The sequence below is a fragment of the Meiothermus sp. genome, from assembly GCF_037443965.1.
In the GTDB taxonomy this organism is placed as follows: Bacteria; Deinococcota; Deinococci; order Deinococcales; family Thermaceae; genus Meiothermus.
The window spans coordinates 32,967-58,500 of sequence record NZ_JBBINI010000026.1 but is presented as its reverse complement, the minus strand read 5'-3'; the positions used below and the strand labels follow the sequence as shown (position 1 = coordinate 58,500).

Sequence of the window (25,534 nt, the reverse complement as noted above, 5' to 3'; positions counted from 1 at the left end):
CACCCAGACGTAGGTAGCCACCAGGAGGGTTTCTGCGTCAAGATAGTACAGGGGGTGCTCTCTGTGGGTTTCCATAGCACCCCCTCTTTTTTACATCCCCTGGGGTAGGTCAAGTAGCACACGAAGGAATCACAGGATGTCAACCTAAACATGGGCTGCGACCTCTCGGCCGTGATCCACGAGATCGGGCACGCGGTGGGCCTTTACCACGAGCACTCGAGGGAGGATCGCGACGGCTTCGTGCGGGTGCTGTGGGACCATATCGAAGACGGAAAGAGACACAACTTCGAACGCCATGTTGATGACGGCTTCGACATCGGGCCTTACGATTTTGAGTCCATCATGCACTACAACTGCTTCACCTTCGGCCGCAACGACATGCCCACCCTGCAGATCCTGACCCCGGGCATCACCTGCGCCAACGTGGGCGACAACGTGGTGCTCTCCGAGGGGGACATCCTCTCGGTCTACCGGATGTACCCGCCCAGCTTTGGCATCGGCGGCTTGACCGATGGATCGAGCTTCCCGCGCGACCGCAACATCTACCCCACCCTCACCGCCCCCGATCCCATCCGCCCGGACTTCATCCAGTGGTTCCTCGATAGCTCCACAACCCCCTTCGGCAGCGGCACCTCCCCCAGCCTCAACCTCAGCTCGCTCACCGTGGGCAACCACACCCTCACGGCCCGAATGATCATCAGGGGCGTGGTCGTAGGGGAGCGCAGCGTCAGCTTCCGGGCCACCAACGTCAATCCCACCGTCAGCGTCCTCGAGCCCGCCAACGGAACCACGGTTTGCGTCAACCAGACCGTAACCTTCCGTGCCAGCGTGGGCGACGTAGACAGCCCGGGCTTCACCCTGCCCAACAGTGCCGTGAGCTGGCGCGTTGGCACAGCCGCACCCTTCGCTACTGGCAAGGAGGTTAGCCGTAGCTTCAGCCCCGCCGGCAGCTACACCGTCAACGTCAATGTCACCGACGCCGACGGGGGCACCGCCAGCGCCTCGGTGAACCTAACAGTGGTCAACTGCACCAACAACCCGCCCACTGCCACCATCACCAACCCCGCCACCGACCTCGATGTGGCCCCCGGCACCTCCGATGCCAACGGCTTCTATTACCAGCTAACCCTCCAGGGCAGCGCCTCCGACCCCGAAGACGGCCCGCTGAGCGGCGCCTCCCTGGTCTGGACCACCAACCGCGCCGATGTCCAGCCCGGCGGCCCATCCACAGGCAATCAGACCCTGGGCACGGGCGCCTCGGTTGCCAACGTTCGGCTTTACACCACCTGCAACCTGCCTTATGGTGGCGCTGTGGATCACCTTATTACCCTCACCGCTACCGACAGCGCGGGCAACAGCGTCACCCGGACCCGACTGATACGAGTGCAAACCATCTGCTAGAAGCAACTATTGCTCCTGCCTGTGCCAGTCCGGGCAGGAGCAATGCTTTGGGGAGGAGATGCTCAACCTCTAACAGCCTCGTTAGTACAATGTCTGTAAACCCAGCAAGGAGGCGGTATGAACAAACTACTGGTTGGTATAGGAATCTTCCTTTCGGCCCTGGTGCTGGCCCAGGCCGCCCAGAAGACTTACCGGCTTATCGTCAATGGGAAGGCCCAGACTACTCCGGCCATCGTGGTGGGCGGCAAGACCTACGTACCGCTGGATGCGCTGCGGGCGGCTGGGGTGGGTGCCAGCCTCTCCGGTTCGACGCTCACACTAACGCTGCCATCAGAGCCTGTTGCCCAGGGCGGGGCCAACCAAAATGCCGCCGTGGAGGGTTGTCTGAACGAGTGGCTGTTCAACGGCCTGTGGCGTTTTCGGGTGACAAGCGTGCAGCCCAGCACCGATCCCCCGGGCTGGAAAGCTACCGTCGAGGTGCGCAACGGCTCGAGGGCCGACGGCCTAGCGCTGGCCGGAACCGGCTGGGGCGGCATGCGGATCATCCTCAGCGACGGCAACCCCGTCGAGGTGCTCTCCGACGCGGTGGACGTGCGCGACCAGCCCTTCCTCCAGGGGGCTGGCAAAACCATTACCTTGGTCTTCCCCAGCGAAGAAACCTCCAAAACCCCCAGCAAACTTTTCCTCTTACTCGACCCCAAGGGCCTGGCCGGAACCAACCTGCGCTACACCGTGCCCGACCCTAGCTTTAGGGTTAGGCTGGATTGCCGAAAGTAGAAAAGTTGAGGGGCCAACCTGTAGCTTATAGCTTATGGCCTATAGTTTTCGGCCCTAATACCCGCGCCCGGTGAACTTGGTCAGCATCAGCTTGAGTTCGTGGGGGCTGGTGGCCGAGCCCTCGGCATCCTCGAGGCTGATATGGCCTTGGGTGTAGAGCTCCACCAAGTGCTGGTCGAAGGTTTGCATCCCGCGTAGGTTGTCTTGTAGCATGGTGTCCTTGATTTGCGGGGTCTTGTTTTCGTCCTTAATGAGGTCGCGCACAAAGGGGGTGGCCAGTAGAATTTCCAGGGCCAGTGCGCGCCCCTGTCCGTCGGCCCTGGGTAGCAGGCGCTGAGAGATGATACCCAGAAGCGACTCGGCCAGCAGGATACGGATTTGCTGGTGTTCGTGCAGGGGGAAGAAGTCAATGATACGGTTGATGGTGCGCACCGCGTCCAGCGTGTGCAGGGTCGAGAACACCAGGTGGCCGGTCTGGGCCGCCATGATGGCCGCTTCCACCGTCTCGCGGTCGCGCATCTCGCCAATCAGAATCACATCGGGGTCCTGGCGCATGCAGTACTTGAGGCCCGAGCTGAAGGAGTCGGTATCCACCCCCACTTCGCGCTGAACCACCAGGCTTTTTTTGTGCTTGTGTAGGAACTCGATGGGGTCTTCGATGGTGACGATGTTTTTGGGATAGTGCAGGTTGATGTGGTCAATCAGGGCTGCCAGGGTGGTGGACTTGCCCGAGCCGGTGGGGCCGGTGACCAGCACCAGGCCGCGCTCCCGGGAGGCCAGCTCTTCCATTACCGGGCGGGGCAGCCCCAGGGCCTCGAAGCTGGGAATGGACTCCGAAACCACCCGCATCACCAGGCCAAAACTCCCGCGCTGGTGCAGCAAATTGCAGCGGAAACGGGCCAGCCCCGGCACCGTGTAGGCAAAGTCCATCTCTTTTTTGTACTCGAGCTCTTCTTGCTGCATGGGGTTGAGCAAGCTGCGCACGATGGTCTCGATGTCACTGGGCGATAGGATTTTGCTGCCAAAGGGCTTGAGCTTGCCATCAATGCGTACCGTGGGGGGCGCTCCCGCCTGGAGGTGAATATCCGAGGCTCGAGCCTGCACCACGTTGCGCAGCATTTCCGCTATGGGAGTGGGGGTCTGGGTGGTACTCATTGGGTAGCTCCCTCAGGTCAACAACAAACTGGATGGGCTTTATGTTCGCCGGTCGCGCTCACCAAGCTGGGCATCGCAATAAGTGCGGATAAACTATCTTCGCTTGGGTAGCACGGGTATACCCTTTCGGCCCATCGGCATGAGTATATTTCATCTGATTCCATACACCTGTCTAAAATGAACAAAGCTTAACCTTCACCAAGCACCTGCAACGACTCTAGTTTCAGGCCAGTTGCCGCACCAAACTGCGGGCGCATTCAAGGGTTTCCTCGACCTGGCTCCAATCTACCCCCTCGGCCTGGTCGGTGGGCCAGTGCCAGTTGGGGGGTAGGCCGTTCTCGAGTCGAATGAGCGTCAGGCAGGGGATACCTCGAGCGACCAAGGGGCGGGTATCGAAAAAGGCCAGGCGGTACTCGAGGGGCCGCGCACCGGGGAGGGCAAAAGCCTGCTCACATAAAGCTCCGCGATAGGTATGGTAGACCAGCATCCCCTCGCCTATGGCATAGAACAGCGCTCCTTTACCCACGTTGTCTATGTTGAGCACCAGGGCATCGGGTGGAATCCGCCCCGAACGCGCCAGGTATTCGGCACCCTTGGCCCCCACCTCCTCGCTGCCGGTCAGGGCCAGGATCACCCGGAAGTCTGGCAGGGGGTTTTGCGCCAGCTCCTCAAACAACCCCACCGCCACCGCCACCCCGGTCGCATTGTCGTTGGCCCCGTTGACGTAAGGCTCGCGCAGCTCCCGCAGGGTCAGAAGGGCCGCCTGCACCAAAAAATAGAGGCCCAATACCTGCGAAACCCAGGGCAGCAGAGCCCCAAAGGGCAAGACCGTTGCAAAAGCAGCATTGGCCAGAAAATTGCGCCGGAAAAACTGCACCTGCCGGGGATGGTAGAGAAAAAAGGTTTTGGCCGTGTCATAGTGGGCCATCAAGACCAGGGTTTTGCGGCCCTGGCCGGTCTGAGTGAGCAAATTTTGCGAAGGGTAGCGGTCAAACCAGCTCCGCCAGGGCACCCACCAGCCGGAGAAATGCGCCCAGAAGCCATACGTTCCCAGCAGTGCCAGCCACCATAGACCCAGCCCTCCACCCAAGGCGAGCAGCAGGCTGATCAAAATCAGCTCGGGGCCGTAGCTACGGGGTGCTTTGAAGGGCTGAACTTCCACCGGATGACCCGAAATTTCCTGTCCCTCGGCGGCCAGCCGGGGCCGCTCGAGGTAGGCTTTGAGCTTGGCTGCTGCCAACGCCTCCTGGGCGGTAGCACTCCCGCGGTGCGGCAAGGCACAAAGTTCTTCCCACAGTTGACGCACGTCCATAGCATAAGGCCGAAGACGAAATACAAACCGCCAGCGGCGTATCGCTTTCGGCCCAGCACTCGTCCTAGCGGGCATAGTCGCTACCGGCAGCCGTAGCTGCTACGGGTACTGCACCCTGGGGTTTGGCAGTTGGGTCTCAGGGTTTGACAAACTTACTATGGCAGAGCTTAAACTTGGGCACATGGGCAAGAAACGGCGGGAGGAAAAACTCAAGCGTAAAGGACAACAGCGTACCCCCCTTTCAGGCCGGGACATGCTGCGCATATTTCCCAGCCTGTTGCTGCGGGCGTTTATTGTGGTCATGCCCCTAACCCTGCTGATGACCATTCTGGGCGGCAGTGGGGTCACGTTGTTCAACAATTTCTGGGTGCAGATGGGGGCTTATCTAGCGGCCTACCTCGTGTTCAATAAGTTCATCTTTGGCCCCATCCGCAACTATCGTCCAGCACAAACCAATCCGCCCAAAGCAAAGTAATACGCATTCCGGCAGTTTCGTTCACTTCTGAAAGCCTAAAAGATACTGCCGGAATGCACCCTTGCTCCCTTCGGTCGGCTTGAACCCCCCACCTTTGATTACACCCAAAGGTGAAGGATTCAGGCGGAAGCGGAATAACTGGGCTAAATGCGCTTGGCGTCGGCCCAGAAGCCTTCCAGGTCGTAGTATTCGCGGGCATCGGCGCTCATCAGGTGCACCAGAACCGTGCCGTAGTCGAGGAGCACCCAGCGCGGGCTGGGGCCTTCGACCTTGTTGGCGCGGATGCCTTCGTCTTCTTGTAGTTTTTCGCGCACGGCCCGCTCGAGGGCTTGCAGGTGCGGCTGGGAAGTCCCGGTGGCGATCACGAAGTAGTCCAGCGAGTCGGAAACGCCGGTCAGATCCAGCGCCATCACATTCTCGGCCTTCTTGTCTTCCAGGGCTTCTTTGATGTGTCCAATCAGGGTTTTGGGTTCAATGGTTTTGACCATTCGTCCTCATTGTACATGAGCCAGGCCCATATCCTGGCTGCTTTGGGCCTAAGGGTTCGTCAAAAAGTCTTCGTGCAGCTTCGCCAAGCCTCATGGTAGAGGCTCTGCTTATCGCGCACTTCACAGACGCTGCCGCCCGGTGGGTAGCCTAGAAAACCGCTTCTGCGTGGCCTTGAGCGCCGGTGTGCTCTTAAGCAACTACCCTATTATACGCATTTCGGTAGTATCGTTCACTTTGACAAGCCTAAACGATACTACCGAAATGCTTTTTTACTCCCTTCGGTCGGCTTGAATCCTTCACCTCTGACTGCGTCCTACGGTGAAGGATTCAAGCGGAAACGGTATTACCCAAGGTTGCTTCGGCGCCTGGTACAGCAATAAAGGAGAAACCGCGCCTACTGCCTGACCTCGGGAATATATTCAAATTCGTGCCGTCCAAAGCGCACCGTATCGCCCGCCCGCACCCCGTTGGCCTTCAGAACCTGTTCAACCCTATAGCGCTTGAACAGTTCCTGCAAATAGCCCGAGGCTTCCATCAGGTCACCCTTGAGCCGGTCGAGGTGGCGCTGCACCTGGGGGGCCTCGAGTTCAAATACCCCTTCTTCCGCTTGGGTCACCTTGATGTATGCGGTTAACTCGGGTTTGGGTTTGGGCTCTGCCATGGTTGGTTTGGGCGCTGCTTTCACCAAGGCGAAAAGAGCCTCCACCAGTTCAGATAGTCCCTGGTGGGTCTGGGCAGAGGTGGGCAGCACCGGCAACCCGGTTTTGCCCAACTCGCTTACCAGGGCCTGTACCTCTTCAGGCAGCAACAAGTCGCTTTTGTTGAGGGCGATGAGGGCTTGGCGGGAAAGCAGTTGGGGGTCGTAGGAACGCAGTTCGGCCTGTAAGGTTTGTAGGGTCTGCACCGGCTGGTCGGCAACATCCAGCACGTAGAGCAAGACTCGAGTGCGGGCGATATGGCGCAGGAACTCCAGCCCCAGGCCCTTGCCTTGCGCGGCCCCTTCGATAATGCCGGGGATGTCGGCCATGGTGATGCGCTCGAGGTCGCGCTCAATTACGCCCAGGTTGGGGGAAAGGGTGGTGAAGGGGTAGCTGGCAATTTTGGGCTGGGCATGGGTCAGGGCGGCCAGCAGGCTACTCTTGCCGGCGTTGGGATAGCCCACCAGCCCCACATCGGCCAGGAGCATCAGCTCGAGGCGGAGCTTGCGCTTCTCCCCTTCCTCGCCGGCCTCGGCAAACCGGGGTGCTTGCCGCGTGGGGGTCACAAAACGGGGGTTGCCCCAGCCACCCTTCCCTCCCTTGGCCGCCACAAAAGTCTGGCCTTCCTCGATCAGATCGGCCAGCAGTTCGCCGGTCTCGGCATCGTAGACCCGGGTTCCCCGCGGTACCTCAATAACCAGGTCTTTGCCCGACTTGCCAAACAGCCCTTTACCCATCCCGTGTTGACCGTTTTCGGCTTTATACACCCGCTTGGAGAGGTTGGAAAGCGAGTCCACCTGGGCCAGCGCCCGCAGAATAATCGAACCCCCATCGCCCCCATCGCCGCCGTCGGGGCCACCCTTGGCGATAAAGCGCTCCCGCCAGAAGCTAATGCAACCATCGCCCCCGCGCCCGGCGGTTACGGTAATCTCGAGGATATCCCTGAACATAGCTGAATGCTAAATAGTGAAGGCCGAAAGCTAAGGCAAGCTGCCTTTGGCCTTCAGCCTTGGGCTATTGGGGCTTAATCGCCAGCCTTGGACAGTTCAGCCGCCTTGACCCGGATAAAACGGCCCATACGACCCTTGTCGGCGAACTCCACCACGCCATCCACTAGGGCAAAAAGCGTGTAGTCGCGGCCCTGCCCCACGCCTTCGCCGGCCCGGAACTTGGTGCCGCGCTGGCGTACCAGCACGTTACCAGCCTTGACCACCTGACCTTCAAAACGCTTGACCCCCAAGCGCTTGGCCTGGCTGTCACGCCCGTTTTTGGTTGAACCTAGACCCTTCTTATGTGCCATAGTGTGCTCCTTCAGGGCGCTGATAGCTCATAACAGATGGCTAGAAGCCATCGGCTATCAGCAACTAAGCGCGAATCTCCTTCACCACAATCTCGGTATAGGGTTGGCGGTGGCCTCGCTTGCGACGGTAGTGAATTTTGGCCTTGAACTTGGCGACCACCACTTTCTTACCCTTGCCGTGATCCACCACCTCGGCTACCACTTTGGCACCGGGTACCGTGGGGCTACCCAACACCGTCTTCTCGCCCCCCAGCATCAAGGCATCGAATTCCACTGTATCGCCAGGGTTGGCCTCGAGCTTCTCTACACGCAGCTTGCTTCCAGCTTCTGCGCGGTATTGTTTGCCGCCCGTTTTGATAATTGCGTACATAACCACACTCTCCAGTTAGCCGTCCGGGATCTAGATGCAATCCAGCAAACGGCTCGGGTCTTTTGACCCAGCCAACTGTCAACTATAGCGGCTATGGCGAATTGTTTCAAGAGCTTGGGTTCCAGGCCTGAAAAAGCAATCCGCTGCCTGGGCAATTGATTGTGCTTACGATGGATCGTACTTACCTCATTTATGTTGCTCGGCAGAAGCCACCTACAGCTCGTCAATACCTACTCCCGTACAGGAACAGAAATGTGGCAAACGCGATAGGCCGACCCCCTATCTCACAATTTCACTGTGCAGACACCCAAAACCTGGGGTTAAAAGTCTATGACTAGCCATAATCTTGTAGCACTTTCCGGTGCCTGGAATACTTTATCGCGGTTCCTACAATTACGCTGCAGGCGGTGCGGAGTAATTTATCCAATATAGTAAAAACCGCTGTACTGGGTATTCGTGGAACCGCTCTAAGTTGGCCTATCGTCCTGTCAACTGCCTTGGCCCATTAAGAATCTGGTAATCAATACTCGACACAACCATACAATGACACCCGGCTCGTTGCATCGTTGCCAAATCTGAACCAAGAAACCCCTACTCTAGCTCTATACTTCGCCCAAACAGGGGCCTATGATTTCTTTTCAACGTTTGTCGCTCGATCAGGTTCCTTGGGATGCCCTCGAGGCCTTTCCAGATCGGGTTATTTTTCAAACCCGACCCTGGCTCGAGTTCCTCCGCCGTACCCAGGGAGCCCAGCCAGTGGTCGCGGCCATACAAGAAGATGGGCAACCGGTTGGCTACTTTACCGGTGCCATCCTCAACAAATATGGGCTCAAAATCCTGGGGAGCCCCTTCAAGGGTTGGGCAACTTCCTATATGGGCTTTAACTTGTCAAAAGGTGTGGCTCGTTCAAACTATCTGGAAGCCCTGGCAGGCTTTGCCTTTAGGGATTTGGGGTGTGTGCACCTCGAACTCGTAGACCGTCACCTCTTTGCAAATCAGGTCACATCTGGCTACACCCAAAGCCAGTACATCACCCACGAAATAGATCTGCGCCAGAACGAGGACACTTTGTGGGGCCGTATGAGCCGCAGTTGCCGGGCCTCCATTCGCAAGGGGGAGAAAAATGGTCTGGTGATCGAGGAAGCCAGCGATCTGGACTTTGCCCAGGACTACCACGCCCAGCTCAGAGCTGTGTTTGCCAAGGTTGGGCTGGTACCTACCTACTCCCTGGAGCGTGTGCAAGAACTCATCCGTTGTTTGCAACCCACCGGAAACCTGATGCTGCTGCGCGTACGCACCCCCGAAGGCAAGTGCATTGCCACCGCTATTTTCCTGGCCTACAAGGGCTATCTGTATAGTTGGGGCAGCGCCAGTTGGCCCGAAGAAAACCACTGGCGGCCCAACGAGCTTGTAGACTGGTATGCCATGCGCAAGTGGAAAGCCAGGGGAATGCACACCTACGACCTGGTAGGCCTGGCCGACTACAAGCGCAAGTACGGTTCCCAGGATGTCTCGATCCCCTACCTGATGCGCCCCCGTTTTGGCTGGGTGCTGCACCTGCGCGAGGCCGCCAGACAAGCCCTGCTGATACGCCAGCGGCTCACGGGTAGGCTGGGAAAAACACCTTAAAATGATTTTTTTCTGGGCTGCGCCTTTACTCGAGCGCCTCCACCAAGCCCACCGTTTGGTTGTCCTGGTTGTAGGTAATGCGCAGCACGGGGCGAACCCCCTGCAATACCTGGGGCAGCCAGTAGGGCACGTCGGCCCACATCTGATCCAGGGGCAGTGCATCAAGGCCAAACCACTTAGGGCAAACCTCGCTGGATTCCTCGGGCTCGCCATCCCAGAACTCGAGGCGAAAGACGTGCGCCAGGCGGTTCCAGTCCGGAGAGGCCGGAAACACAAACTCCAACCGGGCCGCATACCAGAGGTTGTGGGGTTTGGCCATCAGGCGCGACTCCTCCAAAAGCTCGCGGATGGCCGCCATCACCAGGGTCTCACCCGGCTCGAGCTTGCCGCCAAAACCCACGTACTTGCCCGCTCCAAACCCGGTTTTCTTTAACCCCAGCAAGATACGGTGCTGGGGCCGATCCAGCGGCAGCACCAGCACATTGGTCAGCATCACTCCCTCGAGGCCTGACGCTTGCGCAGCAGGGCCTGAAAGGTTTTCATGGCCCCCAGTGCGTTGGGAAACCCCACAAACAGCGCCGACTGGATGATGGTCTCGCGTACCTCCTGCTCGGTCGCACCGTTGCGCAGGGCCCCCTCCAGGTGGGTGGCAATCTCCTTGGGCGCGCCCAGGGCAATCAGGCTGGTGATGGCCAGCAGTTCGCGGGTCTTCAAGTCCAGGCCGGGGCGGGCCAGCACCTCTTCGTAGGCGAAGTCGCGGATGTAGGCATACAGGTCGAGGTCTACCTCGCCCAGGTTTTGCTCGATGGCTTCGAAGTTATCCCCCCAGATGGCCTTGCGAATGCTCATGAGGGCCAGTTTCTAGGTTCCATGGGCCGGGCGTCAAGGGCCCAGCGCTACAACCAGTCCGCCCGGCCCGTAGCGTATTCGATCACCCAGGCCAGATCACCCACCGCATTGGGGTTCTGCCGATACGGGTCGAATAGGATGGGCCGAACCCCGGCGGCCTTGGCTCCGGCAATGTCATCCTCCGAGTCGCCCACGTGGATGGCCTGCTCGGGCTGCACTTGCAGATGGCCCAGCACGATCTGGAAAAACCGCGGGTCGGGCTTGGCTACCCCCTCCAGCGCCGAGACCCCCACATAGTCGAAGAAATCGGCCAGGCCTATGGCCCGCAAAACCCCCGGCAGCGTCCAGTCCCAGTTGGAGACCACCCCCAGCTTGAACCCCAGGCCCTTCAGCTCACCCAGCACCTCTTTGGCCCCCGGCGTGAGCGGCCAGACGTGGGGGCTCTGCCAGTGTTCTTTCAGGTAGTCGGCCACCTCGTCGGCGTAGGCCCCCAGCCCGATGCCGTTCATAATCTCCCAGTGAAAGGCCCGCCAAAACGAGAGGGCCGTGGCCTCGTCGGTGGCGCTCATGTGATGGTCGGAGTAGTGGGCGTAGGCGTCTTGGATGGCTTGGGGGAGGCTTTGTAGGTCGGCTCGGTGGGCAAGGCCCTTGGCTTGCAAAATAGGCCATAGCCAGTACCTGGGGTGTCCTAGGATTAGCGTATCGCCCACATCGAACAACACCGCACGAATCATGGCTCCAATACTAACCCAGCAGGATGAAAACTTCGGAAAGCTGGCGGTTGCCCCTGCCCGCAGGGCGTGATAGGCTCATGGCGTTGTTCACTAGATTGTCCTGCGAGGCAATGACGAGCAGCAAGTGATCCCTGGTGAAAAAACCCGAATCCCGTCTCCTTTACCCCACCACGGAGACGTGTGGTGCCAGATCGAAACCCGGTCTGGCGGTCGTCTGTACCGATAGGCTATGATTGAACGTTATCAAACCCCAGAAATGAAGGCGCTGTGGAGCGAGGCCCGCAAATACCAGGTGTGGGCCGAGGTCGAAATTCTTGCGATGGAAGCCTGGGAAAGCCTGGGACAGATTCCGGTTGGCACAGCCCAGCGGTTGCGCGATGCCTTGCAGCAAAAGCCGATTGATGCGGCTTTTGCTCGACGGGTAGACGAAATCGAGACCGAAACCCGACACGACATCGTGGCATTTACCCGTGCCCTCACCGAATGGATAGGGGGCGATGCCGAAAGTAGGAGCGCAGACGTAGCCCGCTGGCTGCACCTGGGTCTGACCAGTACCGATGTGGTGGACACTGCCCAAAATGTCTTGCTGACCGAAGCCCTGGGCTTGGTCAAGCAAGAACTCGAGCAAACCAAATACGCTCTGAAAACCCTGGCGTTGAAGTACAAGCACTTGCCTGCTGTAGGACGCACCCACGGGGTACATGCCGAGCCCACCAGCTTTGGCCTGCGCTTCTTATCGTTCTACGCGGCCTTGCTGCGGGATACGGAACGCTTGGAAAAAGCCCGTAAAAGCATTCAGGTCGCGATGATTTCAGGTTCGGTGGGAAACTATGCCCACGTGGAACCGGCGGTAGAGCAGTGGGTTGCCCAGAAGCTGGGCTTTCAGATAGAGCCGGCCTCGACCCAGGTCGTGCCGCGTGACCGGCATGCCGAACTGATGGGTGCGCTGGCAATTTTGGGGGCCAATATCGAGCGAATTTGTGTGGAATTGCGCCACCTACAACGCACCGAGGTATTGGAAGTCCAGGAACCCTTCGGCTACAAACAGACCGGCTCTTCCTCCATGCCGCACAAGAAAAATCCGGTAGCCCTAGAGAACCTCTCGGGGCTAGCCCGGCTGCTGCGCTCCAACCTGCAAGCCGAGCTGGAAAATGTGGCCCTCTGGCACGAGCGGGACATCTCCCATAGCTCGGTAGAACGGGTCATTCTGCCCGATTCCACCACCCTGGCCCACTACATGCTGAGTCGTCTGAAGCGGATTTTGAATGGTTTGGTGGTCTACGAAGAAAACATCGCCCGAAACCTGCACCTGACCAGGGGGCTGGTTTATTCGCAGCGGGTTCTGGGTTTCTTGATTGAGTCGGGTATGGACAGAAGCACCGCGTACGAGGTAGTACAGCGCAATGCCCTGCAAAGCTGGGAAGGTGGCCAGGAGTTTAGAGCGTTGCTGGAAGCCGATCCCGAATGCACCCTGAAGGGCCAAGCGCTGGCCGCGGCTTTCGATCCCAGCTATTTTCTACGGCATATAGAGGTTATCTATGCACGCTTTGGGCTTTAGGGCAGTTATCGCAAATGCCCCGCAGGCAGGCAACCATTTGCCAGTGGGGGTAAGTGTTTATAGGAAAGGTAAATGGGGATAGTATGAAGTGACCGACCATCCTTCGAGGCGCACTTTCGAATGTGAGGTTTTGATGGAAAAACTGTACGAGGGCAAAGCCAAAATCATCTATCCTGGCCCAGCGTCTGGCACTGTCCGGGTGTTCTTCAAGGACGATGCCACCGCTTTCAATGGGCAAAAGCGGGCCCAGATTGCCGGCAAGGGGGTGGTCAATAATCAGGTTTCCTCGGCGCTGTTCCGCTACCTGGAAGATCAGGGCATTCCCACCCATTTCATCCGCCAGCTTTCCGAAAACGAAATGCTGGTGAAAGAGGTGCAGATCGTTCCGTTGGAGGTGATTGTGCGCAACCGCACCGCCGGAAGCTTCTCCCGGCGCTACGGGGTGGAGGAGGGAAGGGAACTGCCCTATCCGCTGGTGGAATTTTCCCTCAAAAACGATGCCCTGGGCGACCCCTTAATCGAGGGCGATGCGGCGCTGGCGCTGGGATTGGTCAACGGAAGCGAACTATCGCGTATCAAGGAGTTGGCCCTGAAAATCAATGCTTTGTTGAAGGACTATTTTGCCCAGCGCAAACTCGAGCTAATTGACTTCAAGCTCGAGTTTGGCAAGCTGCTACACTCTGCGGCCCCCACCGACGAGCGCGGTGCCATTGTGTTGGCCGATGAAATCTCACCCGACACCATGCGCTTGTGGGAGTTTGGAACCGGTGAAAAAATGGACAAAGACCGCTTCCGCCGCGACCTGGGCGGGGTGGAGGAAGCCTACCAAGAGGTGCTGCGGCGGGTGCTTTGGCCGGAGCAACCTTCGACCTGAGACCCGTGACGTGTGACGAGCGACCTGCTATGAAATACCATGCAACCCTTCTGATTGAGCTCAAAGACGGTATCCTCGACCCCCAGGGGCGCGCCGTGGAAAGTGTGTTGAAGAGCCTGCAGTACCAGGCCGAGAACGTGCGGGTAGGGCGGGTATTGGAGATGGAACTCGAGGCGGCCAACGAGTCGGAAGCCAGGGTCACTGCCCATCACATTGGCAAGGCTCTGGCCAATCCAGTGATGGAAGTGTTCGTGGTCGAAGCGATAAAGGAACTGGCATGAAAGTCGCGGTGATTCAGTTTCCTGGCTCCAACTGCGACCAGGACGCGGTGTGGGCACTTCAACAGGTGGGGCTCAAAGCCGAGCTGGTCTGGCATACCGCGACCAAGCTGGAGGGTTTTCAGGCCGCCCTCCTGCCCGGTGGGTTCTCGTACGGCGATTACCTGCGGGCAGGTGCTCTAGCCAAGTTTTCGCCGGTGATGCAGGAAGTGCGTCGCATGGCCGAACGCGGCAACCCCGTGGTGGGCATCTGCAATGGTTTTCAGGTGCTCACCGAAGCAGGGCTGCTGCCGGGGGCGCTGCTGGCCAACACCAACCTGCACTTCACCTGTAAAGAGGTGTTTTTGCGGGTCGAGCGCACCGACCTGCCCTTCACGGCTGGCTACAAACCAGGGCAAGTTTTGAAGATTCCCATCGCCCACGGCGAGGGTCGCTACTACGCCGATAGCGAGACCCTTGAAAGGCTCGAGCAAAACAACCAGGTGGTCTTCCGCTATGCGCCAGATCCCAGCCCTAACCCATCGGTAGGGGAAGGTTTTAACCCGAACGGTTCCCTGAACCATATTGCAGGCATCGCCAATGAAGCAGGAAATGTGCTGGGTATGATGCCCCATCCCGAACGGGCTGTGGAAAGCGCCTTAGGTTCTGCCGACGGACTGCCATTTTTTACCAGCCTCAAGCAAGCCCTCGAGGTAGTGGCTTGAGGCTGGTCATACACGTTTTATGGAGGTAATGGCATGACACTCCGAGCGATCACCTTCGACTTCTGGGGCACCCTCTTCACCGAAGGCCCGGAATACGCTGGCCATGTCAAAAACCTGCGCAATGAAATCTTGCTGGACGCCGCCTCCGAAGCTGGCGTACCCGCCGAGCCCGCTGCCGTGATGGAGGCCTGGCGGCAAGCCGCCCTCGATTTCGATACGGCCTGGATGGCCGAGCAGGTGATGACCCCCTTTGACCGGGTTACCCGTATCTTTGGCTACCTGGGCCTGCCTTACGATGAAGGTCAGGTAGCCCTCACCACCCAGCGCATCGTCGAAGCGGGCCTTCAGGGCAGCCTGATCCCACTGCCTGGGGTGCTCGAGGCCCTGCCCAAGCTGGCCCAACGCTATACCCTAGGCATCGTTTCGGACACCGGCGTTTCGACCGGGCGCATTTTGCTCGAGCAACTGGGGCGCCACAAGCTACGTGACCTTTTCAGTGGCTTTTCCTTCTCCGACGAGACCGGGGTGGTCAAACCCAAGCCCGAGGCCTTCTGGGTGGCCCTAGACGAGATGGGAGCCAAACCACAGGAGGCTTTGCACATTGGTGACATTCCCCGCACCGACATCGCCGGAGCCTTTCAAACCGGCTACCCCTACGCCGTACTCTACACCGGGCACATCCACCGCAATGGGCAGCCCGAGCCCACCGCCCGCATTGGCAATCACCTGGAACTGATTTCGCTGCTAAAAGATGTGATCGGACAACCTCCGAGGGCCATGTAATGGAAGAAACCCTCCACCCCCTGAAAGAAACCGGCATCCCGCTGAGCGAATACCAGGAGATCGTCCGCCAGTTGGGGCGTGAACCCAACCGGCTGGAACTGTATCTGTTCAAGGTGATGTGGAGCGAACACTGCTCCTACAAAAACTCCCGCCCCTTGCTGCGCCTTCTACCCAAAGAAGGCCCTTCGGTTTTGCAGGGCCCCGGCGAAAACGCAGGGGTGGTGGATATCGGTGAAGGTTGGGCAGTGGCCTTCAAAATCGAGAGCCACAACCACCCCTCCGCCGTAGAGCCGGTACAGGGTGCGGCCACCGGCGTGGGGGGCATCATCCGCGACATCATGGCGATGGGCGCCCGGCCCATTGCCCTGCTGAACTCGCTGCGCTTTGGCAAACTGGAAGGCCCTGAAAGCGACCGCACCCGCTTCCTGGTGCGGGGGGTGGTAGAAGGCATCGCCCACTATGGCAATGCGATTGGCGTACCCACGGTAGCGGGGGAGGTCTACTTTCATCCCGACTACCAGGACAATCCCCTGGTCAACGCCATGTGTGTAGGCCTGCTGCGGGTGGACGAGCTTAAGAAAAGCCGTGCCTCACTCTCGCGTCCAGTTTACTATGTGGGCTCCAAAACTGGGCGCGACGGCATCGGGGGGGCAGCTTTTGCTTCGGAGGAACTCTCCGAAGAAAGCGAGTCCAAACGCCCCAGCGTGCAGGTAGGCGACCCCTTCATGGGCAAGCTAACCCTGGAAGTGACCTTGGAGGCCATCCGGCAAGACCTGGTAGAGGGCGTGCAAGATATGGGGGCTGCGGGGCTCACCTCCTCGCTTTCGGAGATGGCCCACAAGTCGGGGCTGGGCCTTGAGTTAAACCTCGACCTCGTACCCAAACGCGAAAGCGGCATGAGCCCGCTGGAGCTGATGCTTTCCGAGTCACAAGAGCGCATGGTGTTGGTGCCCCGTCCAGGCAAGGAGCAAGAACTCGAGGCCCTCGCTCTTCGCTGGGGTCTGGATGCCGTTCCAGTAGGCACCATGATCGCCGAGCCGGTGTTCCGCATTGTTTCGCAGGGCCAGATAGTGGCCAATGTGCCCACCCGTGCGCTGGCTGACTCGCCAACCTATGTGCGCGAAGGCCAGGAAAACCCGGCTAAGGTTGCGCTGAGGGCGATGGACTTGAGTCAGTTGCCTATGCCGCAAAACCTCGAGGAAGTGCTTCTACAACTCCTAGCTTCACCGAACCTGTGCAGCCGGGCTCCAGTCTTCGAACGCTACGACCATCAGGTTGGCACCAACACTGCCCTCGTCCCTGGCAAAGGCGACGCAGCCATCGTGAGGGTTAAGGGGACAAACCGTGCCGTTGCCGTTAAGGTGGATGCCAATCCCCGCTACAGCAAGCTCGCGCCCCGCTTAGGGGCCATGCACGCCCTGGCTGAGGCCGCCCGCAATGTGAGTGTGGTGGGGGCGCGGCCCCTGGCCTACACCGATGGTCTCAACTGTGGCAACCCAGAAACACCCCACGGCTACTTCGAGCTTTCCGAAACCATCCAGGGCCTGGCGGAGGCCTCGAGGGCCCTGGGCCTTCCGGTGGTCTCGGGCAACGTCTCGCTCTACAACGAAGGCCCCAACTACCGCATTCCCCCCACGCCCATGGTGGGGGTGGTGGGGCTGTTGGAGAACCTCGAGCACCGCGCCGAGATGGGGTTTAGAAAAGCAGGTGAGTTTATCGTGTTGATCGGCAACAAGGAGGGCAGCTTTGGGGGTTCCGAATACCTCTGGGTAGCACACCGCCTCGAGGCCGGAAGCCCTCCTCCCCTCGACCTAGCTCATGAAGCCAAAGTCCAAGCCGCTATCCGCGATCTCATCGAGCGGGGCTGGGTCCAAACCGCCCACGATGTAGCCGAAGGCGGGCTGGCGGTGGCCTTGGCCGAAATGTGCTTCCCCTACGGTCTGGGTGCCACCATCGAGATTCGTAACCCAGCCCGGCCCGATGCCCTGCTGTTTGGCGAGGCTCCGGGCCGCATCCTTTTCACGGTAGATCAAGCTAAGCTGCAAATGGCGGTGAAGGTATTGGAAACATTCGGGCTCGCTCACAAAATCTTAGGCCAGGTTGGGGGCGATCAGCTCACCATCCTGATGCCCAAACAACGCCTGCAATGGAGCCTCGAGTCGCTACGTGCAGCTTGGGCAAACACCTTGCGGGAGGTGCTGCCATGAGGTCTAGCCAGAAGCAGAGAGCCAAGAGCAAAGAGCCCATAGTGGAATCTGCCCATAGCCCTACGCCCTCAGCCCTCAGCGACGCTGATAAGCCCCGCGAAGAATGCGGCGTCCTCGGTCTGTGGTCGCCCGAGCCGCTGCCTGTGGCCCATCTGCTGCAACTAGGGCTTTTTGCTCTGCAACACCGGGGGCAGGAAGCAGCTGGCATCTGTGTTTCCAACGGGCTGGATCTGGTAATCGAGAAAGACCTGGGGCTGGTAACCCAGGTCTTCGACGAAGCCCGGATGGAGCGGCTGCAAATCGAGGGGGCTAACCTGGGGATCGGGCATACCCGCTACTCCACCACGGGTTCCAACCTACGCTTCAACGCCCAACCCCTCAATGTACGAAGCTCCAAGGGGATTCTGGCCATTGCCCACAACGGCAACTTCGTCAACGCACTGCAAATCCGGCAGGAGCTTCTAGAACACGGTGCAGTTTTCCAGACCACCAACGATACGGAGGTGATGATTAACCTCATCGCCCGTTACGCCAAGCTTAACCTAGTTGAAGCGACCGCCCGGGCCATGCGCGAGTTGACCGGCGGTTTTAGCGTGGTGCTGATGGATCGGCACACCGTGCTGGCCCTGCGAGACGGCAATGGCGTGCGTCCTCTAATCATCGGTAGGCTACCAGGTGGCGGCTGGGTCTTCGCCTCCGAGCCACCGGCCCTCACCCTGATGGGGGCGGCCTTTGTACGCGACATACGGCCGGGCGAGCTGGTCTGGGTGGAGTCGGGGGAGTTGCGCTCCTTGCAGGTGCTCGAGCCCCACCCCACCCCCTGCGCCTTCGAATGGATTTATTTTGCCCGGGCCGACGCAACCCTGGACGGCATCCCCACCCACCCCGCGCGCATCCGCATGGGCGAGGTGCTGGCCCAGGAAGCCCCCGCCGAGGCCGACCTGGTGGTGCCGGTGCCCGACTCCGGGATTGGGGCGGCCATCGGCTACAGCCGGGCCTCGGGGATTCCTTTCGACTACGGCCTGCACAAAAACCCCTATGCGGGCCGCACCTTTATTCAGCCCACCCAGGAGATGCGCGACCTGAAGGTGCGGCTCAAGCTGGCTGCCACCCCGGTGGTCGCGAGCCAGCGGGTGGTGCTGGTGGACGACTCCATCGTGCGGGGCACCACCTCCGGGCGCATCGTGCAACTGCTGCGCGAGGCTGGGGCCGCCGAGGTGCACGTGCGCATCTCCTCGCCGCCCATCAAGTTCCCCTGCTACTACGGCATTGACACCGCGGCCCGCAAGGAACTGGTGGCCTCGACGCACTCTGTAGAGCAGATCCGCCAGCTCATCGGGGCCGACTCGCTGGCTTTTTTGAGCGAGTCCGGGGTGCGGCAGGCCATTGGGGGGCCGGTCTGCCTGGCCTGCTTCAATGGGCAGTACCCGGCCGGCCAGCCCGAGGAAGAGGTGCGCAAAGAGGCGCTCGAGCAGGCCTGATTACGTGCTATCCTATCCAGCGTGAAACGGGTTTTTTCTGGCTTTCAGCCCACCGGCGACCTGCACATCGGCAACTACCTGGGTGCGATGGTCAACTACATCGCCTTAGGCGAGAAGCTCGGCCAGGACGCCATTTACTGCATTGTAGATTACCACGCCCCCACCAACCCGGCGGCCTACGACAAAGACCTCCTGCGCCAGCGTACCTTCGATGCGGCGCTGGTGAACATCGCAGCCGGGCTCGACCCCAACAAGGTGATTCTCTTCGTGCAGTCGCACGTGCCCGAGCACACCGAGCTGGCCTGGATTTTCACCACCCAGACCCCCTACGGCGACCTGACCCGCATGACCCAGTTCAAAGACAAAGCCGCCAAGCTCGAGTCGGTTCCGGCGGGGCTCCTGATGTACCCGGTGCTGATGGCCGCCGACATTCTGATTTATAAGGCCGACACCGTGCCGGTGGGCGACGACCAGACCCAGCACCTCGAGCTCACCCGCGAGATTGCCCGCCGCTGGAACCAGGAGTACGGCGAGACCTTTCCGGAGCCGGAAATCTACCTGAACCCCCACGCCCCCCGCGTGCCCGGCATTGACGGCAAGGCCAAGATGTCCAAGAGTGTGGGCAACACCATTGGGCTTCTGGAGGACGAGGAGAGCATCTGGGCTAAAATACGCACCATGCCCGACGACCCGGCCCGCATCCGGCTCTCCGACCCCGGCGACCCCGAGCGCAGCGTGGCATTCAAGTTTTTGCAGTACTTCGCCCCGCCCGAGCTGGTGCAGGTGCTGCGCGAGGAGTACCGCCGACGGGGTATCGGCACTTTAGTGGTCAAGCAGCTTCTCATGCAGGAAATGATGAAAACCCTGCGGCCCATCCGCGAACGCGCCGAGGAGCTACGGGCCCACCCCGACCGGGTGCTGGGGGCCCTCGAGGAAGGCACCGCCAAAGCCCGCCGCATCGCCCAGGCCACCATGGAAGAGGTGCGCGACAAGTTTGGGCTGCTCCGGCCCAGGGGCCGGACTTCCGGAACACCAGCACCCGTAAAAGTGGCCTCCAAGTAAACCGTGATTACCCTACGCTTCGAGCAATTCAGCGGAACTCCCAAGGAGCTTTCCGAGCAGGTACGCAAGGGCAAGATTGCCGCCAAAGACCTGCCGGTGCTGGCCCTCACCGAGCAGGCCCTGGCCCAGGTACAGGCCCTGGGACTTTCCGAGCGGAGCGAGCTGCTGCCCATCCTGGCCGAGCTGGTGCTCTTCAAGCTGCGGGCCTTTGCCAAGCGGCCCCAGGTAATGCTGGCCGATGACGAAGAACTCCCCGAGGAGAGCGGCCCGGCTTTCCTCGAGACCCTAATGGCCCTTGAAGAAGCCATCGCCTTTCTCGAGCAACGCTCGCGTGAACGAGCCCGCGTGCTGGCAGTACCCGCCTCACCCCTCCCCAAAGATCGCCGCCTGCGCCCCATGCCCCTGCAAATGCTGGTGCGGGCCGTCGAACCCTTTGCAAGGCGGGCCGAGTTACTGCTCGAGCCCGAGACCTTTGGGTTGCGCGAAGCCTGGGAGCGCATCAAGGGCTTTTTGTGGGGCCTGCGCCGGGCCCTGTTTGGACAACTGCCGCTGCGGGGCTGGAACGAGCAAACCGTGGCGTTTACCGCACTCCTGGAAGCCAAAAAGCAGGGCGAGGTGGAACTACGGCAGCAAGAGAATTTCGGGGCGCTCGAGGTCGAGCTCAAAAGCGGCCACTAAGTTGCGCCAGGGTAGATGGGCCAAACCTGCGGAATCGGCAAGGCGTACCTGGCGCAATTCCCCACTGATCTTTGGGGATCGGATCTCATACCGTTTCCGCTTGAATCCTTCACCGCCCGCCGCAGTCAGAGGTGAAGGATTCAAGCCGACCGAAGGGAGTAGAAAAGCATTTCGGTAGTATCGTTTAGGCTTGCCGAAGTGAACGATATTACCGAAATGCGTATCACATTTCAACTATGGAGACACTTAGTGCTTCGCCAGGTGAGGACACGCCATCCCAGTCTGCCACCCTAAGGGGGTTGTCCCACTGAATAGGGGGTATCTAACTGCTTGTTCACGAGAACTACACCGAGGGCTGCTGCCTGATTCATTATTTGGGAATCGGCACATCGGCCTGGAGCTTCATTTTGTCGTCAATGGTCTCGACGTGGATTTCCAGATTCTTCTCATCCGGAAAATACCGCTTCAGCACGGCCATCAGGTCTTGTTTGAGCTGCTCCACCATACCGGGGCTCAGGTGGGCGCGGTCGTAGGCCAGCACCACCTTGAGGCGGTCTTTCAAAGTATCCTTGCTTTTGCGCTGCCAGGGCCGCATCATCTACCCCCAAACAGCCGCCGCAGGGTGCCCAGAAAACCCGGCGAGTCGTTCAGAGGGGCAAAAGGCACGTCCTCGCCCCGCACCCGCTGGGCAATCTCGACAAAAGCCTTGGCCGCTCCGCTGCCGTTCTTGAGCACCAGCGGCTCCCCCTGGTTGGAGGAAACGAGCACCCCTTCGTCTTCGGGCACGATACCAATAGGCTTGATGCCCAGGATTTCCACCACATCCTCCACCGAGAGCATGTCGCCGCGCTGCACCATCTTGGGGCGTAGGCGGTTGATGACCAAAAAGTTCTCGCGGATTTCGCGGGCTTCCAGCATCCCGATAATCCGGTCGGCGTCGCGCACGCTCGAGACCTCCGGGTTCACCACCACCAAAGCCCCCTCGGCGGGGGTGGCGGCGGTCTGGAAGCCTTTTTCGATGCCGGCGGGTGAGTCAATGAGCACCCGGTCGAAGCCTTCCTCTTCTAGCAAGGCCTTGACTATCTGGCGGAACTTTTCGGGCTCGAGCGCCTCCTTGTCCCGGGTCTGCGAGGCGGCCAGCAGGGCCAGCCCCTCGATGCGCTTGTCGCGGATAAGGGCCTGTCGCAGCTTGCACTTACCCTCGATCACGTCAATCAGGTCGTAGACCACCCGGCCTTCCAGCCCCATCACCACATCCAGGTTGCGCAGGCCCACATCCACATCCACCACGGCTATTTTTTCGCCTAACCTGGCTAATCCTGCGCCCACGTTGGCCGTGGTGGTGGTCTTCCCTACCCCACCTTTTCCCGAAGTGACCACAATTGCACGGGCATTCACGCTAAATCCTCCAATGATTCTAGCCAGACAGGCTTGGACTGCTAAAAGCTGGGACTAGTATACGGGCAACGGGGCCATATGTCAGGCTAAGGTTCGCCCTTGGTTAAGACTGCTGGCTTGCAGCAATCCAGTCCAGACCCTGCTGTCCAAACCATCTACCCACTACCTGTATGCCCACCCTCTCGCACAGGTACAAAACTCTCTACTCACCGCCCGAAGCGGATTGAATAGTAAGGACTGGATGAGGCGAACCCAAGCGTTACAATCAGTATATGTCCGACCCCAAGAACCAGGAATCAGGTCAAGGCGACCTCAAACCAGACTGGAAAGACTTTATTGCATTGGTGATTGCAGCCTACTCGATTCTGCTACCCCCGTTGTTTTTGATTATTGGGGCAGCGGTGCTGGTATTGGTGGTGCTGTACGTGGTCTTCTAAACCATCCGGCTTTGGGGTCTCCCTCAGAGTATGGCGCTATCACCCAGCCCCGGCCTTGGTTTTTAGCCCATTTGGCTTTTGGATGCAAAGTTAGGACGAGGAGGGCTTATGCAAGCCACAGTTGAACACCTGTTCGAGTCGCTGCCCGAGGGATACAAAGATCGTCTGGGTCGCCCTGGACAGTATCCCTTCACCCGTGGGGTCTACCCCAAGATGTATACCGATCGCCCCTGGACGATGCGGCAGTACGCAGGCTTTAGCAGCGCCGAAGAATCCAACGCCCGTTACCGCTACCTGCTTTCGCAAGGCCAGACCGGGCTTTCGGTGGCTTTCGACCTACCCACCCAGCTCGGAATGGATCCCGACCACCCCTTAAGTGTGGGTGAAGTGGGTAAAGTAGGGGTTTCGATTGCTTCCATCGAGGACATGCGAACCCTGTTGGACGGTATTCCCCTGGATCAGGTCACCACCAGCATGACCATCAATGCCCCGGCCAACATGCTGCTATCACTCTATTTATTGGTAGCGGAAGAACAAGGCGTGACCTGGGACAAGGTAGGTGGCACCATCCAAAACGACATCCTGAAGGAATATATCGCTCGCGGTACTTATATTTTCCCACCCAGCCCTTCTATGCGGCTGATTACCGATGTTTTTGCCTTCTGTGGAGAAAAGGTGCCCAAGTGGAACACTATCAGCATCTCGGGTTATCACATCCGCGAAGCAGGCTCCACTGCCGCGCAGGAAATTGCCTTTACTCTCGCCAACGGCAAGGCCTATGTTCAGGCGGCCATTGAAGCCGGATTGGATGTGGATGCCTTTGCGCCCAGGCTTTCGTTCTTCTTTGCTTCGCACAACGACATCCTCGAGGAGGCCGCCAAGTTTCGCGCAGCCCGGCGCATGTGGGCCCACATCATGCGCCAGGAGTTCAATGCCAAAGACCCCAAGAGCTGGATGCTGCGCTTCCACACCCAGACCGGGGGCTCCACCCTGACAGCTCAAGAGCCCCTCAACAACGTGGTACGCACGGCCTACCAGGCCTTGGCAGCGGTATTGGGCGGAACCCAGAGCCTGCACACCAACGCCTACGATGAAGCGCTGGGTCTTCCCACCCAAAAAAGTGCCTTGCTGGCCTTGCGTACCCAGCAAATTTTGGCCTATGAGGCTGGTGTGACCCATGCAGTAGACCCTCTGGGGGGCAGCTTTTACGTGGAGCACCTGACCGACCAGCTCGAGGCGCAGGCGCAGGGCTACCTCGAGCAAATTGCCAAGTTGGGAGGAGCCGTTGCGGCAGTAGAGGCGGGCTTCTTCCAGCAGGAAATCGAGGAATCGGCCTGGGAATTCCAGCGTCAGGTGGAGAGTGGTAAGCGGGTAATTGTGGGCATCAACCAGTTTAGTAACCCCGACTCCCCGCTCAACGAACACACCCCGGTGCAAAAGATCGGCGACGAACTGGGCAACCGCCGCAAGGCCCAAATTCAAGCCTTCCGGGCCAAACGCGACGGGCAGGCGACAGGCAATGCATTGGAAGCTCTGCGCCAAGCCGCCAGAGGCCAGCAGAATCTGATGCCTTATATTCTGGATGCATTCCGCCGCCAGGCCACCCTGGGCGAGATTTGTGGCGTTCTGCGTGCCGAATGGGGTGAGTACCAGCCTTCGTACTGAGAGGCAGAGAGGAGAAATAGTATATACGCAATGTGCTGTGAACTATGAACTAAAGACCTCCGGTGACAGTCTTTTGCTCCCCCTTTTCTCTTCCCATTGCTCACTCCTCCGTTACTTAAGCCTCCCTTTAGCCAGCCTTCACACCAGACCCCAACCCAATTGGGCCTAATGGTTGAAGAATGGCTTGGCTGAGACCTTGGTGGATCATGGGTGGGGTTGCCGCCCTTGCGGCCTTGGTGGTTGGTGGTGGCCTGTGGGTGCGAAGTAAGGGCATCCCTCAGCCTGGGCGTACCGACTCCCAAAGCCCTTACCGTACCTATACGGCCACCGGACAGGTCATGAACGTGAAGGCCCTGGGAGCCAATGGCTGTACGGTACAGGTCAAGCTACATCAATGGGTATCTGTGAGTGATGGCTTCACTTTGGCCGAGATGCCCCAAAGGGGACAGCTTTACACTATAGGAGCTAATGCCGAGCAGTGCATGGCTTTACAGGTTGCCCTGGCTTCACTGGGCGATCCCGAAGACCTCGAGAGTCCCCGCCACATCTACTACAAAGCGGCCCAGTTGCGCTCGGGGGAGTGGCACATGGCCGAAAATCCCTCAGCCCCGGTCGGCTGTGGGGGTTTGTAACCAGCTAGAGCGGTTCCCACCAATACCCAGTACAGTGGTTTTTGCCGTACTGGGTAAATTACTTCGCACGCGGTGAGGAGTAATCGTGGGAAACGCGACTAGAGCCTTAACTCGTATAGCGCCACGTGCAGGGGGTAGCCCATACGGGTCACCCGCTTCTCCCCCACATAGACAAAGCCCAGGCCCTCGTAAAAGCTGCGCAGCTTCGCACGATTAAAGTCGGTGTCTAGGCGCAAGAAGGACAAACCTTCCGCCCTGGCCCGCTCCTGGGCCCAGGCAAGCATGGCGGCGGCCACCCCCTGCCCGGCAACCTCTCGCCGAACCGCCACCTTGTGCACAAACGCCGAGATTCCGGCGGGAACCTCGGGCCAGAAGAGGGGGTCGGCGTACTGGTAGATGAGCGTGCCCACCGCCCACCCCTGCCAATAGGCCAGGAACAGCTCGCCCTGCCGGGCCACCGGGCGGAGTAGTTTGGGGGTGAGCTCCTCGAGGTGCCAGAGGGTCTCGCCCCGTGCCATGAGCCACCGGGCGGCTTCGCTGAGGATATCAGAAGCCACCTCGACTTCCTCCACCGAAGCGGGCCGCATC

Annotated in this window: 28 protein-coding genes and 1 pseudogene; 17 read left to right on the top strand and 12 right to left on the bottom strand. The window is 59.6% G+C overall.

Annotated elements, in window-relative coordinates:
• Positions 1-135: 135 nt before the first annotated feature.
• The 3 genes and pseudogenes from WKI89_RS13420 to WKI89_RS13410 form a co-directional block, all read left to right on the top strand.
• Positions 136-468: pseudogene (locus tag WKI89_RS13420) on the top strand (M12 family metallopeptidase); the annotation flags it as partial.
• A 6-nt stretch (positions 469-474) separates the two neighbouring features.
• Complete coding sequence (locus WKI89_RS13415) at positions 475-1,401, top strand: PKD domain-containing protein (RefSeq protein WP_337870429.1); 927 nt, start codon at positions 475-477, stop codon at positions 1,399-1,401.
• 117 nt (positions 1,402-1,518) lie between these two features.
• Positions 1,519-2,178, top strand: a complete 660-nt coding sequence (locus tag WKI89_RS13410; protein ID WP_337870420.1) for a hypothetical protein — start codon at positions 1,519-1,521, stop codon at positions 2,176-2,178.
• Positions 2,179-2,232: 54 nt separating this feature from the next.
• On the opposite strand, the gene WKI89_RS13405 is transcribed toward WKI89_RS13410, so the two are convergent.
• On the bottom strand, positions 2,233-3,333 hold the full coding sequence (locus tag WKI89_RS13405; RefSeq protein WP_337870417.1) for a type IV pilus twitching motility protein PilT: 1,101 nt from the start codon (positions 3,331-3,333) through the stop codon (positions 2,233-2,235).
• A gap of 223 nt (positions 3,334-3,556) precedes the next feature.
• Entirely contained in the window at positions 3,557-4,645 is a 1,089-nt protein-coding gene (locus tag WKI89_RS13400; RefSeq protein WP_337870415.1) for a M28 family peptidase, read from the bottom strand.
• Positions 4,646-4,826: 181 nt separating this feature from the next.
• On the opposite strand from WKI89_RS13400, the gene WKI89_RS13395 reads away from it, so the two are divergent.
• Positions 4,827-5,120 carry a hypothetical protein gene (locus WKI89_RS13395; RefSeq protein ID WP_337870413.1) on the top strand — a complete coding sequence of 98 codons (294 nt, stop codon included), beginning with the start codon at positions 4,827-4,829 and terminating at the stop codon, positions 5,118-5,120.
• A 143-nt stretch (positions 5,121-5,263) separates the two neighbouring features.
• Here the strand turns inward: WKI89_RS13395 and rsfS are convergent, their stop codons facing one another.
• The 4 genes from rsfS to rplU all read right to left on the bottom strand — a co-directional run bounded on the left by rsfS (position 5,264) and on the right by rplU (position 7,977).
• A complete protein-coding gene (gene rsfS / locus WKI89_RS13390) occupies positions 5,264-5,608 on the bottom strand; it encodes a ribosome silencing factor (RefSeq protein ID WP_337870412.1) in 345 nt (114 codons plus the stop codon).
• Positions 5,609-6,003: 395 nt separating this feature from the next.
• Entirely contained in the window at positions 6,004-7,257 is a 1,254-nt protein-coding gene (obgE, locus tag WKI89_RS13385) for a GTPase ObgE (RefSeq protein ID WP_337870411.1), read from the bottom strand.
• 74 nt (positions 7,258-7,331) lie between these two features.
• Entirely contained in the window at positions 7,332-7,607 is a 276-nt protein-coding gene (rpmA, locus tag WKI89_RS13380; RefSeq protein WP_337870409.1) for a 50S ribosomal protein L27, read from the bottom strand.
• A gap of 64 nt (positions 7,608-7,671) precedes the next feature.
• Positions 7,672-7,977 carry a 50S ribosomal protein L21 gene (rplU, locus tag WKI89_RS13375; protein ID WP_337870407.1) on the bottom strand — a complete coding sequence of 102 codons (306 nt, stop codon included), beginning with the start codon at positions 7,975-7,977 and terminating at the stop codon, positions 7,672-7,674.
• A 627-nt stretch (positions 7,978-8,604) separates the two neighbouring features.
• Between rplU and WKI89_RS13370 the strand changes: the two genes are divergently transcribed.
• Complete coding sequence (locus WKI89_RS13370) at positions 8,605-9,606, top strand: GNAT family N-acetyltransferase (protein ID WP_337870406.1); 1,002 nt, start codon at positions 8,605-8,607, stop codon at positions 9,604-9,606.
• 25 nt (positions 9,607-9,631) lie between these two features.
• Here WKI89_RS13370 and WKI89_RS13365 read toward each other — a convergent pair whose 3' ends face one another.
• The 3 genes from WKI89_RS13365 to WKI89_RS13355 are packed head-to-tail and all read right to left on the bottom strand — an operon-like array spanning position 9,632 to position 11,189.
• Entirely contained in the window at positions 9,632-10,099 is a 468-nt protein-coding gene (locus tag WKI89_RS13365; RefSeq protein ID WP_337870404.1) for an 8-oxo-dGTP diphosphatase, read from the bottom strand.
• Positions 10,099-10,455 carry a carboxymuconolactone decarboxylase family protein gene (locus WKI89_RS13360; RefSeq protein ID WP_337870403.1) on the bottom strand — a complete coding sequence of 119 codons (357 nt, stop codon included), beginning with the start codon at positions 10,453-10,455 and terminating at the stop codon, positions 10,099-10,101. The genes WKI89_RS13365 and WKI89_RS13360 overlap by 1 nt, the downstream gene beginning before the upstream one ends.
• A gap of 47 nt (positions 10,456-10,502) precedes the next feature.
• Positions 10,503-11,189 (bottom strand): HAD-IA family hydrolase, encoded by a 687-nt coding sequence (locus tag WKI89_RS13355; protein WP_337870401.1) that lies wholly within the window; start codon positions 11,187-11,189, stop codon positions 10,503-10,505.
• Between the two features lie 229 nt (positions 11,190-11,418).
• Here WKI89_RS13355 and purB point away from each other — a divergent pair, with 229 nt between their 5' ends.
• The 9 genes from purB to WKI89_RS13310 all read left to right on the top strand — a co-directional run bounded on the left by purB (position 11,419) and on the right by WKI89_RS13310 (position 20,814).
• Positions 11,419-12,747 (top strand): adenylosuccinate lyase, encoded by a 1,329-nt coding sequence (gene purB, locus WKI89_RS13350; RefSeq protein WP_337870399.1) that lies wholly within the window; start codon positions 11,419-11,421, stop codon positions 12,745-12,747.
• Between the two features lie 133 nt (positions 12,748-12,880).
• The gene (gene purC, locus WKI89_RS13345; RefSeq protein WP_337870397.1) at positions 12,881-13,621 is read left to right on the top strand and encodes a phosphoribosylaminoimidazolesuccinocarboxamide synthase; all 741 of its coding nucleotides are present in this window, start codon (positions 12,881-12,883) and stop codon (positions 13,619-13,621) included.
• A 29-nt stretch (positions 13,622-13,650) separates the two neighbouring features.
• The gene (purS, locus tag WKI89_RS13340) at positions 13,651-13,902 is read left to right on the top strand and encodes a phosphoribosylformylglycinamidine synthase subunit PurS (RefSeq protein WP_337870395.1); all 252 of its coding nucleotides are present in this window, start codon (positions 13,651-13,653) and stop codon (positions 13,900-13,902) included.
• On the top strand, positions 13,899-14,603 hold the full coding sequence (gene purQ, locus WKI89_RS13335; protein ID WP_337870393.1) for a phosphoribosylformylglycinamidine synthase subunit PurQ: 705 nt from the start codon (positions 13,899-13,901) through the stop codon (positions 14,601-14,603). Before purS ends, purQ begins: the two co-directional genes overlap by 4 nt.
• Positions 14,604-14,636: 33 nt before the next feature.
• On the top strand, positions 14,637-15,386 hold the full coding sequence (locus WKI89_RS13330; RefSeq protein ID WP_337870391.1) for an HAD family hydrolase: 750 nt from the start codon (positions 14,637-14,639) through the stop codon (positions 15,384-15,386).
• Entirely contained in the window at positions 15,386-17,593 is a 2,208-nt protein-coding gene (purL, locus tag WKI89_RS13325; protein WP_337870389.1) for a phosphoribosylformylglycinamidine synthase subunit PurL, read from the top strand. The genes WKI89_RS13330 and purL overlap by 1 nt, the downstream gene beginning before the upstream one ends.
• Positions 17,590-19,074 carry an amidophosphoribosyltransferase gene (gene purF / locus WKI89_RS13320; protein ID WP_337870387.1) on the top strand — a complete coding sequence of 495 codons (1,485 nt, stop codon included), beginning with the start codon at positions 17,590-17,592 and terminating at the stop codon, positions 19,072-19,074. Before purL ends, purF begins: the two co-directional genes overlap by 4 nt.
• Before the next feature lie 21 nt (positions 19,075-19,095).
• A complete protein-coding gene (gene trpS / locus WKI89_RS13315; RefSeq protein ID WP_337870386.1) occupies positions 19,096-20,136 on the top strand; it encodes a tryptophan--tRNA ligase in 1,041 nt (346 codons plus the stop codon).
• A gap of 3 nt (positions 20,137-20,139) precedes the next feature.
• On the top strand, positions 20,140-20,814 hold the full coding sequence (locus WKI89_RS13310) for a chromosome segregation protein ScpA (protein WP_337870383.1): 675 nt from the start codon (positions 20,140-20,142) through the stop codon (positions 20,812-20,814).
• A gap of 370 nt (positions 20,815-21,184) precedes the next feature.
• Here WKI89_RS13310 and minE read toward each other — a convergent pair whose 3' ends face one another.
• Positions 21,185-21,412 (bottom strand): cell division topological specificity factor MinE, encoded by a 228-nt coding sequence (minE, locus tag WKI89_RS13305; protein ID WP_337870381.1) that lies wholly within the window; start codon positions 21,410-21,412, stop codon positions 21,185-21,187.
• A complete protein-coding gene (gene minD / locus WKI89_RS13300; protein ID WP_337870379.1) occupies positions 21,409-22,212 on the bottom strand; it encodes a septum site-determining protein MinD in 804 nt (267 codons plus the stop codon). Before minD ends, minE begins: the two co-directional genes overlap by 4 nt.
• A 272-nt stretch (positions 22,213-22,484) precedes the next feature.
• Between minD and WKI89_RS13295 the strand changes: the two genes are divergently transcribed.
• The 3 genes from WKI89_RS13295 to WKI89_RS13285 all read left to right on the top strand — a co-directional run bounded on the left by WKI89_RS13295 (position 22,485) and on the right by WKI89_RS13285 (position 24,946).
• Positions 22,485-22,649 carry a hypothetical protein gene (locus WKI89_RS13295; protein ID WP_337870378.1) on the top strand — a complete coding sequence of 55 codons (165 nt, stop codon included), beginning with the start codon at positions 22,485-22,487 and terminating at the stop codon, positions 22,647-22,649.
• A 108-nt stretch (positions 22,650-22,757) separates the two neighbouring features.
• On the top strand, positions 22,758-24,314 hold the full coding sequence (locus WKI89_RS13290) for a methylmalonyl-CoA mutase family protein (protein WP_337870376.1): 1,557 nt from the start codon (positions 22,758-22,760) through the stop codon (positions 24,312-24,314).
• A 206-nt stretch (positions 24,315-24,520) separates the two neighbouring features.
• Positions 24,521-24,946 (top strand): hypothetical protein, encoded by a 426-nt coding sequence (locus WKI89_RS13285; RefSeq protein ID WP_337870374.1) that lies wholly within the window; start codon positions 24,521-24,523, stop codon positions 24,944-24,946.
• A gap of 98 nt (positions 24,947-25,044) precedes the next feature.
• Here WKI89_RS13285 and WKI89_RS13280 read toward each other — a convergent pair whose 3' ends face one another.
• Positions 25,045-25,533, bottom strand: coding sequence for a GNAT family N-acetyltransferase (locus WKI89_RS13280; protein WP_337870372.1), 489 nt, complete (start codon positions 25,531-25,533; stop codon positions 25,045-25,047).
• Between the last annotated feature and the right edge of the window lies 1 nt (position 25,534).

Bases quoted from the DNA above. Each gene is read 5' to 3' on its own strand.
- WKI89_RS13330 (WP_337870391.1), top strand. From the start codon at position 14,637: ATGACACTCCGAGCGATCACCTTCGACTTCTGGGGCACCCTCTTCACC.
- WKI89_RS13355 (WP_337870401.1), bottom strand. From the start codon at position 11,189: ATGATTCGTGCGGTGTTGTTCGATGTGGGCGATACGCTAATCCTAGGA.
- purQ (WP_337870393.1), top strand. From the start codon at position 13,899: ATGAAAGTCGCGGTGATTCAGTTTCCTGGCTCCAACTGCGACCAGGAC.
- WKI89_RS13400 (WP_337870415.1), bottom strand. From the start codon at position 4,645: ATGGACGTGCGTCAACTGTGGGAAGAACTTTGTGCCTTGCCGCACCGC.
- rplU (WP_337870407.1), bottom strand. From the start codon at position 7,977: ATGTACGCAATTATCAAAACGGGCGGCAAACAATACCGCGCAGAAGCT.
- WKI89_RS13290 (WP_337870376.1), top strand. From the start codon at position 22,758: ATGCAAGCCACAGTTGAACACCTGTTCGAGTCGCTGCCCGAGGGATAC.
- purB (WP_337870399.1), top strand. From the start codon at position 11,419: ATGATTGAACGTTATCAAACCCCAGAAATGAAGGCGCTGTGGAGCGAG.
- obgE (WP_337870411.1), bottom strand. From the start codon at position 7,257: ATGTTCAGGGATATCCTCGAGATTACCGTAACCGCCGGGCGCGGGGGC.
- purL (WP_337870389.1), top strand. From the start codon at position 15,386: ATGGAAGAAACCCTCCACCCCCTGAAAGAAACCGGCATCCCGCTGAGC.
- WKI89_RS13410 (WP_337870420.1), top strand. From the start codon at position 1,519: ATGAACAAACTACTGGTTGGTATAGGAATCTTCCTTTCGGCCCTGGTG.
- rsfS (WP_337870412.1), bottom strand. From the start codon at position 5,608: ATGGTCAAAACCATTGAACCCAAAACCCTGATTGGACACATCAAAGAA.
- WKI89_RS13365 (WP_337870404.1), bottom strand. From the start codon at position 10,099: ATGCTGACCAATGTGCTGGTGCTGCCGCTGGATCGGCCCCAGCACCGT.
- purF (WP_337870387.1), top strand. From the start codon at position 17,590: ATGAGGTCTAGCCAGAAGCAGAGAGCCAAGAGCAAAGAGCCCATAGTG.
- WKI89_RS13360 (WP_337870403.1), bottom strand. From the start codon at position 10,455: ATGAGCATTCGCAAGGCCATCTGGGGGGATAACTTCGAAGCCATCGAG.
- WKI89_RS13295 (WP_337870378.1), top strand. From the start codon at position 22,485: ATGTCCGACCCCAAGAACCAGGAATCAGGTCAAGGCGACCTCAAACCA.
- WKI89_RS13280 (WP_337870372.1), bottom strand. From the start codon at position 25,533: ATGCGGCCCGCTTCGGTGGAGGAAGTCGAGGTGGCTTCTGATATCCTC.
- WKI89_RS13285 (WP_337870374.1), top strand. From the start codon at position 24,521: ATGGGTGGGGTTGCCGCCCTTGCGGCCTTGGTGGTTGGTGGTGGCCTG.
- purC (WP_337870397.1), top strand. From the start codon at position 12,881: ATGGAAAAACTGTACGAGGGCAAAGCCAAAATCATCTATCCTGGCCCA.
- WKI89_RS13405 (WP_337870417.1), bottom strand. From the start codon at position 3,333: ATGAGTACCACCCAGACCCCCACTCCCATAGCGGAAATGCTGCGCAAC.
- WKI89_RS13415 (WP_337870429.1), top strand. From the start codon at position 475: ATGTACCCGCCCAGCTTTGGCATCGGCGGCTTGACCGATGGATCGAGC.
- WKI89_RS13395 (WP_337870413.1), top strand. From the start codon at position 4,827: ATGGGCAAGAAACGGCGGGAGGAAAAACTCAAGCGTAAAGGACAACAG.
- purS (WP_337870395.1), top strand. From the start codon at position 13,651: ATGAAATACCATGCAACCCTTCTGATTGAGCTCAAAGACGGTATCCTC.
- WKI89_RS13370 (WP_337870406.1), top strand. From the start codon at position 8,605: ATGATTTCTTTTCAACGTTTGTCGCTCGATCAGGTTCCTTGGGATGCC.
- rpmA (WP_337870409.1), bottom strand. From the start codon at position 7,607: ATGGCACATAAGAAGGGTCTAGGTTCAACCAAAAACGGGCGTGACAGC.
- minE (WP_337870381.1), bottom strand. From the start codon at position 21,412: ATGATGCGGCCCTGGCAGCGCAAAAGCAAGGATACTTTGAAAGACCGC.